This window comes from Acetobacter oeni (genome assembly GCF_011516825.1).
Taxonomy (GTDB): Bacteria; Pseudomonadota; Alphaproteobacteria; order Acetobacterales; family Acetobacteraceae; genus Acetobacter; species Acetobacter oeni.
Genome location: NZ_WOTA01000053.1, coordinates 1 through 12,024 on the forward strand (window position 1 = coordinate 1; position 12,024 = coordinate 12,024).

At 54.1% G+C, this 12,024-nt stretch carries 8 protein-coding genes and 2 pseudogenes; 5 read left to right on the plus strand and 5 right to left on the minus strand.

What is annotated here, in order from left to right; translation table 11 throughout:
* Nucleotides 1-101, plus strand: a pseudogene (locus tag GOB90_RS17875) (IS5/IS1182 family transposase); the annotation flags it as partial.
* 20 nt (nucleotides 102-121) lie between these two features.
* Here GOB90_RS17875 and GOB90_RS17880 read toward each other — a convergent pair.
* Nucleotides 122-322, minus strand: a pseudogene (locus tag GOB90_RS17880) (IS701 family transposase); the annotation flags it as partial.
* 422 nt (nucleotides 323-744) lie between these two features.
* Here GOB90_RS17880 and argE point away from each other — a divergent pair.
* From argE to GOB90_RS17895, 3 genes are all read left to right on the plus strand, one after another.
* Nucleotides 745-1,899, plus strand: a complete 1,155-nt coding sequence (argE, locus tag GOB90_RS17885; protein ID WP_146892794.1) for an acetylornithine deacetylase — start codon at nucleotides 745-747, stop codon at nucleotides 1,897-1,899.
* 325 nt (nucleotides 1,900-2,224) lie between these two features.
* Nucleotides 2,225-3,493, plus strand: coding sequence for a flavin-containing monooxygenase (locus tag GOB90_RS17890; RefSeq protein ID WP_146892792.1), 1,269 nt, complete (start codon nucleotides 2,225-2,227; stop codon nucleotides 3,491-3,493).
* Between the two features lie 682 nt (nucleotides 3,494-4,175).
* The gene (locus tag GOB90_RS17895; protein WP_146892797.1) at nucleotides 4,176-5,096 is read left to right on the plus strand and encodes a LysR family transcriptional regulator; all 921 of its coding nucleotides are present in this window, start codon (nucleotides 4,176-4,178) and stop codon (nucleotides 5,094-5,096) included.
* 163 nt (nucleotides 5,097-5,259) lie between these two features.
* Here the strand turns inward: GOB90_RS17895 and GOB90_RS17900 are convergent, their stop codons facing one another.
* Complete coding sequence (locus tag GOB90_RS17900) at nucleotides 5,260-6,180, minus strand: LysR family transcriptional regulator (RefSeq protein ID WP_146892790.1); 921 nt, start codon at nucleotides 6,178-6,180, stop codon at nucleotides 5,260-5,262.
* Between the two features lie 93 nt (nucleotides 6,181-6,273).
* Here GOB90_RS17900 and GOB90_RS17905 point away from each other — a divergent pair, with 93 nt between their 5' ends.
* A complete protein-coding gene (locus GOB90_RS17905; protein WP_146892787.1) occupies nucleotides 6,274-6,951 on the plus strand; it encodes a DUF1028 domain-containing protein in 678 nt (225 codons plus the stop codon).
* 18 nt (nucleotides 6,952-6,969) lie between these two features.
* Here the strand turns inward: GOB90_RS17905 and GOB90_RS17910 are convergent, their stop codons facing one another.
* The 3 genes from GOB90_RS17910 to GOB90_RS17920 all read right to left on the minus strand — a co-directional run bounded on the left by GOB90_RS17910 (nucleotide 6,970) and on the right by GOB90_RS17920 (nucleotide 11,559).
* Nucleotides 6,970-8,583: a GMC family oxidoreductase gene (locus GOB90_RS17910; RefSeq protein WP_146892785.1), complete on the minus strand. Its 1,614-nt coding sequence runs from the start codon at nucleotides 8,581-8,583 to the stop codon at nucleotides 6,970-6,972.
* A gap of 39 nt (nucleotides 8,584-8,622) precedes the next feature.
* Entirely contained in the window at nucleotides 8,623-10,992 is a 2,370-nt protein-coding gene (locus tag GOB90_RS17915; RefSeq protein WP_146892783.1) for a TonB-dependent receptor, read from the minus strand.
* Between the two features lie 156 nt (nucleotides 10,993-11,148).
* Nucleotides 11,149-11,559, minus strand: a complete 411-nt coding sequence (locus GOB90_RS17920) for a RidA family protein (RefSeq protein WP_173572194.1) — start codon at nucleotides 11,557-11,559, stop codon at nucleotides 11,149-11,151.
* Between the last annotated feature and the right edge of the window lie 465 nt (nucleotides 11,560-12,024).

Genomic DNA, 12,024 nt, shown 5'->3' on the forward strand with positions numbered 1-12,024 from the left:
AAAGACTGCGACGGGTCGCAACCCGATATGACAGATGCGCCCACACCTTCATGTCCGCAATCCATATCGCCGCAAGCTTCATCTTCTATCTCAAAAAATGAGTCCTGAGCCCAGGCAACGCCCCTTCGGCTTCCGCACGCATCCACCCCGTCTTGCGCGGTTCATTGCCAATCAGGACATCAAGGAAGGCACACGCAGAAGCCGCAACACGCTTCTGCGTAAACGCCGGAACGATCCGCTCCTTTGCTGCCCGAAGTGCACACGCTCATAGTTCCAGCGTCTCTTCAACAGATGCCCCACCATTCATGAAATCCTGAATCATGGGTGCCCTTCACGAACTCATGCTTATCCGAACCGCTTCGGATCACGCGCTTTACCAAGGGGGAAAGGCGCGATCGTCTCCCATCGGCTGTCATTCAGCTCATACTGCGCACGGGAATCCTGATTGTCGATCCGACAGATGCGCGGAGAACTTGTTGGGCAGTATGGCCAGTTGTGTGTGGAAACAGCGCTGATAGCGCGGTTACGGCGACTGGCCTTCTTTAATGGAACGGAAGCCGGCCGCTGCCCGGATCCGGCAAAGGTCGCGGACCTTTGCAAACCATTCTGTCTGATTGCACTCTGTGAGAAGTGCGCGTCGGCTTGCCTGACAGGTCAGATCAGTTGACTGTAGCTGACACCCACTGTTCGCAGAGGTATTTTCTGCAGAACTGACACTCTGCAGATCTGATTTTTGGAGATTCCATGAGTGCGGAATATGATATGATGGTTGAGGATATTCTGGGGCATCTGATCGCGTTTCCAACGATCTGTGAAAGAAGTAACGAAGCGCTGATCGACTGGGTTGAATCGTTTCTCCTTGCACTTGGTGCGCGGTGTGAACGCGTCCCGGGCGCTCATACGGGGCGCTTTAATCTGCTGGCCAGTATCGGGCCGGAAACACCGGATGGCGTCATCCTTTCAGCCCACAGTGACGTGGTGCCCGTCGAAGGACAGCCATGGACCACAGACCCCTTTCATTTGACGAAGCATGACAATCGTCTGTACGGTCGCGGCACCAGCGATATGAAGGGCTTTCTGGCCTGCATGCTTGTTGCAGCCCGCACCGCCGCCGCGCTACCCGATCTGAAAGCACCCCTGCATCTGGTTGTCTCCTGTGATGAGGAAATAGGCTGCGTGGGCGTACGATCGCTGCTGAAAGAACTGGCCACACGAAAGTTTCGCGCGCGTGGCAGTATTATCGGAGAGCCCACCGGTTTGCATGTCGTCTCGGGACATAAGGGTAAACTGGCAGCCAGAGTGATATGTCGCGGACTGGCCGCACATTCCGCTAACCCTGACCGTGGCTGTAACGCCATTCTTCTGGCTGCCGACGTTATCGGGAGCATCCGCGCCCTGCAACAGGAACTTCTTGAGAAAGGCGTGCAGGATGATGCGTATGAAGTTCCTTACAGCACAATGCAGGTGGGCCTGATCCAGGGCGGCACAGCACTCAATATTGTCCCGGATTACTGCGAACTGGGGTTCGAGATGCGCTTTTTACCGGGGGTTGACCCTGAGTCCTGGCTGGATCGGCTGAGGCAGGAAGCAGCACGGCTCTGTGACAGCATTGAACATGCGCGGGTCGAGGTTGAAGTGGTGAACAGTTATCCGGGGCTGCATGCACCTGATAACATAACGTTTCTCCGGAATATCATGCAGATAACCGGCGACAACGCGACAGGCCGGATCGGTTTTGGAACGGAAGGCGGCTTGTTCAGCGAGTATCTGGATATTCCGGTTGTCATCTGCGGCCCCGGATCCATTGACCGGGCGCACAAAGCTGACGAATTCATTCTGGATACAGAGCTGGCTGCCGGTGTACAGTTTGTGTCACGTGTTGTGGAGGGTCTGCTGTAAGGCAGGCGTGACATGAAAGTGGAAATCTTAAAACCACTTTTGCACGACAGTATGATCCGGATAAATTCTGAACTGCCTGGCGTAAATGAGGCGGATTTTCTGAACCCGGATGCGGGCAGATAGGGGTGCCTGCTCCGGTGCCCGTGTAACTCTGGTCCTTATGTCGGGTTAGAGGCAGCCTAACCACGAGGAATGAAGTAATTTCTTTATCAAAACAGAGTCGCCACATACCCCTTAAAGTGACAGCGAAATACCTCACCTGCCTCCCAAGTATGATGCATGGCGACAGATTTGATAACATGTATACCAGAAAAGGGTTTCTGTAATGCCGGTTGAAAAGACAGAAGTGCTCGTGGTCGGTGCCGGTCAGGCGGGTGTTGCCATGAGTAGCCATCTGACAGCATCCGGCGTGCCACATATTGTTCTGGAGCGGGACCGGATTGCCGAACGGTGGCGAAGCTGCCGCTGGGATTCTCTGGTTGCAAACGGACCTGCCTGGCATGATCGTTTTCCTGGCCTTGAGTTTTCCGGGACTAGCCCGGACGGTTTTGTTCCTAAAGACGGCATCGCCGATTACATGGAAGCCTATGCACGGCAAACCGGAGCGCCCGTGCGATGCGGCGTGGAAGTCAGTGAAGTTACGCGTAACAACGACCATGCCGGTTTCAGGGTTGAAACATCGGGCGGTGTGATCGAAGCTGATTATGTCGTGGCTGCAACCGGGCCGTTTCAGAGCCCGATCATCCCTCCGGTCGTGCCGGATACTGCCGGCATCACGCAAATACATTCGGCCGACTACAAAAATCCGTCCGGTATTCCCGAGGGCGCGGTTCTGGTTGTCGGGTCCGGGGCATCCGGTTCGCAGATTGCAGAAGAACTGCAGCACGCCGGAAGGTCGGTCTTTCTGTCCGTCGGACCGCATGACAGGCCGGCTCGCAGCTATCGCGGGCGTGACTTTGTCTGGTGGCTCGGTGTTCTGAATAAGTGGGATGCTGAAGCCACGCCCGGCGCCGAACATATCACGATCGCCGTTAGCGGTGCTGATGGTGGCCATACCATCGACTTTCGAAAATTTGCTGAAAAAGGCATCACTCTTCTGGGCAGAACCGAATCATTTCATGATGGCGTTCTGAATTTCGCACCGGATCTGGCTGAAAATCTGATCAAGGGCGACGCCAGTTATCTCTCCATGCTGGGAGAAGCCGATACTTATATTGCACGAAATGGTCTGGATCTGCCGGAAGAACCGGAAGCGCACCATATTCTGCCAGATCCGGAGTGCGTTAAAAGCCCGATCCGGTCTCTTGATCTGAAGAAAGCAAATATCCGGACCGTTATATGGGCAACCGGCTTTGGTGCCGATTATAGCTGGCTGAAAGTGGATGCGCTGGATGAAAACGGCAGGCCGCGGCATGAGCGAGGCGTGTCTTCTGAGCCGGGGGTGTATTTTCTCGGCCTTCCTTGGCAGACTCGGCGAGGCTCCTCCTTTATCTGGGGAGTCTGGCAGGATGCAAAGTATGTGGCAGACCATATAACCCGGCAACGCAGCTATCTGGTATATCGTCCTGCAGGCGATTCACCAGCGCAGCTGTAAGCAAGGTCTGGCCGGAACCCGCGCAATCAATGCCGGGCCCGGCAGGAACTGTCACGCGAAGGCGTGCAGTGCAAGACGCCCCCTGCACCCGAATCTGTTAAACACAACGGTTTACAAAGGTTCGCGACCTTTGCCGGGCGCCTGGGCAGAGCCTTGGCGCTCCCCACAGATTTAAAAGCCATGGCGCCTTGAAATCCTCCAAACCCGCCAGCAGAAACGGGTGTCCTGACGCATGCCGCACACATCGGGAACTTTATTACTGACGGCCTCAGAACAGTGCGGCCTGTTGCCGGGAGCGGGCAAATCAGGATCGGACATTTTAAGCACGAGAGGAATTTTCTGGTCCTGTTTTCGACAGTCGGATTTTCAGAAGTGACCACAAGACAGTAACAGTAGCGAATGGATGGCCCTGCTGTCCCCGTATGGACCCGCGCTGCCGAAAGGCTCCCGGACTATCTGAGAGACTTCTTCACGCAGGCGCTGTCCCTGTTAATATGGTTGACGCACTCTCGCCAATGACATCATCTGGGATGATGAAACAGTCTGGTCCCGGTGAAGATTTTTCACTGCATACTTTTGATAAATATTCCGCACTGAAGATTGTCCGGATCAGATACTGAAATGCGATGTGACATTATCGCAATACAGTGAAGGATGACGATAAAGTGTGTGGGGCCACAGCATGTCATTGCGCGTAACCCTCAGGCAACTTGAGTATTTTGTCGCGGTAGGAGAAAGCGGCTCAGTTGCGGGTGCTGCAGAAAAACTCAATGTATCGTCACCATCAATTTCTTCAGCAATAGGGCAGCTGGAATTCAGTTTCGGAATCCAGCTGTTCATACGGCGACACGCACATGGCCTGTCTCTGACACAAGGGGGGATGCGCTTTCTTGACGGGGCGAGGGAAATCCTTGCCAGAGTGCGGTTGCTGAGTGAGGTTTCAAATGAAATTACCGGCAGTGTTCGTGGACCGCTTAATGTAGGCTGTCTGTTAACATTTGCTCAGATTATCCTGCCGCGATTACGACGCGGTTTTGTTGATGCCTATCCGGAAGTGGTCTTCCATCAGTTCGAACATGATCAGCAGGGGTTATTCGATGCTTTGCGTGGCGCGAAAACAGACATAGCGCTGACCTATGATCTGAATATCCCATCCGATCTGGATTTTATTCCTATCGTTGATCTGCCCCCTTTTGTTCTGGTGGGTGAAGCGCACCCGTTAGCGGATCGTAAGAGTGTGTCTGTGCCGGATCTGGCGGATTATCCAATGGTCCTGCTGGATCTTCCCATGAGTTCGAATTATTTCCTTTCTCTTTTCTCAGATCACAATGTGACCCCTGTCATCGCCGAGCGTACCCGTGATATCGCAGTAATGAAGTCGCTCGTTGCCAACGGATTTGGCTACTCTCTCGCAAATGTCCGCCCGCTTTCTGATCTGGCACCCGACGGAAGCAAGCTGAAATTCATATCGCTGGCGGGTAATCTGCGCGCCCTGAGACTTGGCCTTCTCATGTCCGAAGCCGCCAAGAATTCACTGACCATCCGGACATTCGTTGAATATGCGGAAAAGAACATAGCGCACCTACATCCTTTTGAAGAGTGATACAAAATATGAATATGGAGGGCCGGTCATCACTCTGTGAGGAACCGCGGATATCGCAGTCCTATTCCGGTCATCCTGGTCCCTTCCGGCTTCAGGGCAGAACCCTGAAATCGCACCGGCAGGTCAAAATCCGGCAATAATAAGTAAAAATAAGTTCCCTGAATTAATCTGTCCCCGGAAGTGGTTTTCCCGCGAGCAACTCATTGCAGAACTCCAGAAAGGCTGAGAGCTTTGCAGTAGGATGCACGCCGGCAAGACGAGCAGTGCCATATATCAGCGAACGTCCCGTGCCTTTCAGTGGCACGTAGGAAAGTGGCCGGCCATCCAGTGCCGACTTGTTTCGGGGTCTTACGTTCAGAAGACTGAATCCCGTACCACGCGCAACCAGGCTGCGCACAACATCAAGATTCTGATATTGCCCCCCAATTTCGGGCTGAATGCCAGTCTCGCGGAACATATCGAGGAAATAATCGCGGGATATCGGCAGATCGAGCAGAAACAGAGAGTCCCGCTCACACAGTTCGGCCAGAGAGACAGTCCGTCTCCGCGCCAGGCGATGAGAAGCCGCGACGAGAGCATAGGGTGGTAATGTCGCCAGAGGTTTGAAATCAAGCTCGAACTGGCTGTCCAGATCGTAACAGAGTATGGCCGATACTTCTCCTCGCCGAAGTTTTTCAATCAGTTCTGAATGATGTCCGGGCACGATATTCAGCTCGACTGCAGGATAGCAGTTGCTGAATTTCTGGAAAAGATATGGGACAAGCAGCGGATATATCGTCGTCATGCAACCGACTGAAAGAGGGCCGGATATCTGTTCGACGATTGTCCTGGCTGTGCTGTCGAGTTTCTGAGCCTGAGACAGGAGGATGCGCGCCTCAGCAAGAAAACGTCGTCCATCATCCGTAAGTGAAAGGCCCTGAGCATGATGGCGGAGAAAAAGCGAAAGCCTGAAGATATCTTCGAGATGGGCAATAGCCGCTGAAATCGAAGGCTGAGAAATATTGATTACCTGCGACGCAAGCGTGATTGATCCGGCATCCGCTGCTGCCACAAAATATTCAATCTGTCTCAGCGTAAATCGCATGATGTCTCTCCGGCGCTATGCGCGGTTCTATATCGTTCGTGCTATGAACAGAAGGCATGGTCTCATGATCGAAAATCTCGGGAGAATCACTATATGACGTTTTCTATCATTGCACGCTGCATCAGAACCGGACAGTTGGGGATCGCGGTGTCGTCCTCGTCACCCGCCGTTGCCAGCCGCTGTGCCTTCGCCTGCGCCGGAACCGGCGTTGTTGCAACACAGAATGTGACTGACCCAAGGCTCGGTCCTGCCGGACTTGATCTCCTTGCCCGCGGAGCAACGGCCGTCGAATGTCGGGATGTTCTTGTCCGGACAGCCTCATTTCCCCAGTTCAGGCAACTGGCCATCCTGGATAAAGACGGCGATGCAGCAGTCTGGTGCGGCGCACAGACGCTCGGATGCTACAAGGCTGTGACAGGGAAAAATGTAGCCTCAGCCGGCAATCTTCTCGCTCATGAGGGCGTACCGCAGGCAGTCGTGGATGCTTTTCTTACCTCAGACGAAAAGAAAGAACTCGCAGAACGTCTTCTGATTGCGATGACTGCCGGACTGAACGCCGGAGGAGAGGCTGGCCCGGTAAAATCTGCGGGCCTGCTCGTCGTTGATGAACAGGCCTGGCCTCTGACAGATTTGCGGATCGACTGGGATGATCAGCCGATTGAAAAGCTTGCATCACTGTGGGAAATCTGGCGTCCGCAGATGCATGATTACGTAACCCGCGGGCTAAATCCTCTGTCGGCGCCGTCCTACGGCGTTCCGGGAAACGAATGAAGCAGGCGCACGCCTCGCCTATAAGCGTGCATCCTCAAGTATCATCTCTGCTGCCTTCGCGCCGATCATCATGGTCGGCGCGCTCGTATTGCCACTGATCAGTGTCGGCATGATCGAGGTATCCACAATCCGCAATCCCTCAATTCCTCTTACTTTCAGGCGAGGATTCACGACCGCATCCCCGCCGGTACCCATCTGACATGTGCCCGCCGGATGAAAGACAGTGGCGGCGCTGCGTCGCAGATATGCGATGATATTCTCATCGCTGACGATATCGCGACCAGGAGCAATCTCCGCCCCGCGGCTGCTGTTAAACGCGCGTGCCACGAGAATACGACGAGCAAATTTAATGCCCTCGCACATGACCTGCATGTCCTGTGTCGCACTGCAGAAATTGAAATCAATGACGGGCTCGCGGGCGCCATCGCGGGAAAGGGTCAGGGTGCCGCGACTTTCCGGGCGCAGCACGCAGGTATGAATTGCCAGCCCATGTCCCCATTCGAAAAGACGACCACGAGGACTGCGAAATCCCGGCACAAAGTGGAACTGAATGTCGGGTACCGCTCCGGCATATCGGGTCCGGGCAAAACCGCCGGCCTCGGCGTAATTTGTTGTCAGCCAGCCTTTCCGATGCATGAGAAAGCGGAAAGGTGATCCAAGGACCGACCGGACAGACTGACGCGAGAACCCAAGCGTCTGCGGGTCCGGTGATCGTAGCGTGACAAGCCCGTCAAGATGATCCTGCAGATTCCGACCAACCCCTCGCAGTTCATGCAGGGGAGACACGCCTGCGGCCGCAAGGTCATCTCCCCGGCCGATCCCCGACGCCATCAACAGTTGCGGTGATCCTATTGCGCCTGCGCTGAGCACGATCTCGCGCCTGGCCCGAAATGTGCGAAATGCTCCGTCCCGCTCCGTCACAACAGCCTGCGCCCGGCCATTCGCTACCACAATCTGCCGCGCTTTTACCCCGGAAAGAATGTGGAGGTTCGGACGATCACGTATCGGATGAACAAAAGCACGATACGCACTCAGTCGCAGACCGCCACGCTGGGTGACATCGTAGATGCCGACCCCCTCCAGAGACCGGCCGTTAAAATCGTTATTTTTCGGCAGGCCTGTTTCCACCCCGGCTCTGATGAAAGCACGCGACGCCGGATTGACGTCACGCGGTTCGGAAACATCCAGTTCTCCGGAAAAGCCGTGGTAGAACGGATCATGTTTCCGATGGCAGTTCTCCAGGTCGCGAAACACCGGAAGAACAGATTCGTAGTCCCATCCGGCGCAGCCAGAAGAAGCCCAGCGATCATAATCCGATCGATCGCCCCGGATGTAGATCATGCTGTTCATTGTCGTTGAACCGCCCAGCGCCTTTCCTCGCGGAACATGCATACAGCGCCCGTCCAGATGCACCTGCGGCGCAGAGTGAAACTGATAGGCAAGTTTCCGGCTTTTGTAGAGCGTGAGTGTCCCGGCGGAGATATGAATGCGAGGAGTGTTGTCACTCCCGCCGGTTTCGATCAGACAAACCTGATAACGCGGATCAGCGCTGAGCCGATTGGCCAGAACACACCCGGCCGATCCTGCACCGACGATAATGAAATCGAAAGCCGCCGGAAATTCAGATGACATAATCGCTCAGCAACGCAACCACGCAGGGGCTAAGAGGCATCAGAACCCCGTACTGAATGTTCCAAGACAGGCGAAAGAGGGGGCTGTGTAGTAAGTCGCCGTACCCGCCGTAGCTCCTGTGTTATAGACGCCGGACAGATAATGATGATCAGCCAGATTGATAATATTAAGCCGGATACTCGGGGCTTTCAGGAATCCGATATCCGGGCCGCGAACACCGAGCATCATATCAACCTGCTTATAGCCTTTTATATGCTCGTCATTCATGAAAGTGCCATACTGCTTATCGACATAGCGCATCGACACACTTCCAAATACCCGGCCATCATCATACTGCAGTCCGACGGCGCCCATCCAGCGTGGCGCCGAAGTCGCGATCTTGCCTTTTGTATTATATGTGATGCCGTCCATCGTAATGTTGTTATCCGTCGTCGCATACAGATACTCACCTGAAAAATATGGTGAGAAATGATGCCACGGACGCAGTCCAAGCTCCGCATCGGCACCGCGCGAGGTCATCCCGCCTGCATCGAGGAAGTAAGGCACGGCATTGATGTATTCATTGATCTGATGGTGCACGAAATTGTAATTGAACAGCGTGACCGAGCCGGTAACCAGATCATCGTTATAACGTGCGCCGACTTCTTCCGAGATGCTGTACTCGTCACGAAGCTTTGTGTTCGCTGTCTGGTAAAGGGAAGCATCATACGGACTGTTATACTGGTTATAAAACGCTGATCCGATCGGCAGACGGAAGCTTGTGCTTACATTGGCAAAGACCATGATGTTTTTGTTGACTTTATAGCTGGCCGACATGCGAGGAAGAGGCTCAGCCGAATAGTAATTTGCGTTATATTGCGGACCGGGTTGTTGCAGCGTTCCGTTGCGGGCGGACATCACTTCCTTGAACCCAACAGAGATGTGCAGACGATCCTGCAGGAAATGCATCTCGTCACCGACATACAATGCGTTTACCTGCGTAATGGTATGATATTTCCAGCCGTTGAGCATCGTCCCGTCGGTCAGTTTCAACCATGACTTCGAGACGTTTCCTGCGCCGTCCAACGCGGAAAAAGGCTCGTTAACATTCATGTCAGTGTAGCCATACCAGTCACCAACCACAAAATCATGATGGCCGATTTTATAATGCATGGCCGTGTTGATGCCTGTATAACTTTCGCGACCTATCCAGTCCCACACAGCGGCAACATTGCCGTCCTGCGAGTAATTGTTCCCGGCCAGTTGCCCGTTAACCGCAGATGTGCCCTGGTAGTAAGTCCCGCTGGTCGGGACCGTATAGACTCCGAGAGGATAATTGCCGGTGCCGTGGTAATAATATGGCGTTACGTTTAGTGTGAGTCGGGGTGTCAGCTTAAAATGTGATTGCGCACTGAGAAAGTAGCTGGTCCAGCTTGTCCCAAATCCTTTGTAATAATTCGGGTCTGCAAAAGTATATTTTCCGTCCAGATTCAGGTTTCCGTTGAGTCCGTACTTTTTCCATTCGGACAGAGACGGCGTGCTGTACCATGCAGTATGTTCGTTATTATAAGAACCGGAAAGCGATATATAATTCTCTCCCCAGTCTTTGATGAACTTGAAATCCAGATGGCGGCGGTCATTACGGCCCGGCCCACGCCAGGCACGACTGGTCAGGTTCGAGAAAGATACAAATCCCCGCAATCCGGTATTGCCAATTCTGCCGGTGTCGTAACGGATATACTGCCGGTTCATCTGATGTGAACCATAACTGACATCAACCTGGCCACCTCGCTTTTCCAGCGGATTTCGCATCCTGACCGCCATCGTGCCGCCGGAAGACGTTGTCGTCGGCGTTTCGATATCAGGCGCACCCTGCTGAAGCTGTATGGATTCCATGTTTTCGCTATCCACCCACTCGGAAGAGTTGGGCGTATAGTCATCAGGGTCATTCATCGGCGCACCCTCGAAGGTAAAGCCGATCTCCTGCTGATTCAGACCACGGACATTGATATTCGACTGATCAGAGACGCCGAACGGATCGCCCATCGACACATTGGCCCCGGGTGACAGGGAAACAAGAGCGAGAGCGTTTGATGCCGGTGACTGCTTGGCGATATATTCGTGTGATACGGTGCTCACGGATTTAGCCGAGGTCTCATGTCGGATCAGGCCGCCGCCCGCGGCATGACGCCGCACGGAGACACTGACTGCCTCACCCGGGCTTGTGCTGTTCATCGACCGCGGAGCCGCCGCCTTTGCCGGAGTGCCGCCCCGGACGTAGGGTGCTTTCGGGCTCGCCGCCCGTGAATGTGAGGCACTCTGAGCGCTCCCGGTCTGCGTGGTAGCCAGCACCACCACCGGCTTCCCGAAAAGCAAAATCGCGGAAGAGAGAAGCAAACGACGTTTCAGCGGGGAGAGCTGGCGATTCATGGTGATGCTTTCAGCCTGTTCTGTCTGTCAGCGACGTTCCCACATGCCGGCAGGCAGGGGTGGCGCGGATCGCGTCAGCGTGTCTATACATTGTTATACCAATTTCGATGCAGTATCAATTTATTATGATAGTGCATCGAAATTAGCCGGACAGTGTTACTTCGGCAGCACAGCGATCACGTCAACTTCGATCAGCCATTCCGGCCTCGCCAGAGCCACGACGACCAGGCCCGTGAATACCGGAAAGACACCTTTCAGGTGTTTGCCCAGCACGCGATACGTCGCTTCCCGATGCCGAATATCAGTCAGATAAACGGTAACTTTGCATATATGAGATAAATCAGAGCCCGCTTCCTTCAGAAGAAGGATGATGTTTTCCATGACTTTCTCAGCCTGTCCGACAGGGTCGCCACAGGCAACGTTTTCCCGGGTATCCAGGTCCTGCGGAACCTGACCGCGCAGGTAAACCGTGTTGCCCGCGATGACAGCCTGGCAAAGATCGTTATCCAGATTCTGCTCCGGATAGGTTTCCTTCGTATTAAATGTGCGAATGCGTTTGTGGATCACCATATTTCTCCTTACTCTGACACGCCGGCTTCTCTGAAACTGGCTGATTTTCATACGGAATCAGTTGGATGCTGAAAATCGAAATCGCAGACAGACCGCTGCCGGCAGAGCAGATGAACAGATCCGGGCAGGCAGCATAAGGCGGCTCTCAGTGCTCCATGTCTGTTGACGGAATAAAAATTATCCATCAGGCACGAAGTGCTTCCGGATCATGGAGCACCACAATATTCCGTCTGGGAAAAATCCGGTCACCCCGGTGTTCACGCATGAAATGCCTCTTCCTGCTCAGTTTCGAACACCTGGGAACAGGCGGCCCGTGCATGGTATAGACCGCCGCAAAACGCACTCTTCGCGCCTTAGTGTCTGACCGAAAATGAGTTGAGTGATTTCAGCGGGTTATGATTCATGGGTTTGCGATAACCTGATGAGATCAAGATGGCCTGGACTGAAATCACCCGAGCGCAG

What these genes read in the sequence shown, in the direction of transcription:
- argE (WP_146892794.1), top strand. Translation starts at nt 745, where the DNA reads ATGAGTGCGGAATATGATATGATGGTTGAGGATATTCTGGGGCATCTG.
- GOB90_RS17890 (WP_146892792.1), top strand. Translation starts at nt 2,225, where the DNA reads ATGCCGGTTGAAAAGACAGAAGTGCTCGTGGTCGGTGCCGGTCAGGCG.
- GOB90_RS17895 (WP_146892797.1), top strand. Translation starts at nt 4,176, where the DNA reads ATGTCATTGCGCGTAACCCTCAGGCAACTTGAGTATTTTGTCGCGGTA.
- GOB90_RS17900 (WP_146892790.1), bottom strand. Translation starts at nt 6,180, where the DNA reads ATGCGATTTACGCTGAGACAGATTGAATATTTTGTGGCAGCAGCGGAT.
- GOB90_RS17905 (WP_146892787.1), top strand. Translation starts at nt 6,274, where the DNA reads ATGACGTTTTCTATCATTGCACGCTGCATCAGAACCGGACAGTTGGGG.
- GOB90_RS17910 (WP_146892785.1), bottom strand. Translation starts at nt 8,583, where the DNA reads ATGTCATCTGAATTTCCGGCGGCTTTCGATTTCATTATCGTCGGTGCA.
- GOB90_RS17915 (WP_146892783.1), bottom strand. Translation starts at nt 10,992, where the DNA reads ATGAATCGCCAGCTCTCCCCGCTGAAACGTCGTTTGCTTCTCTCTTCC.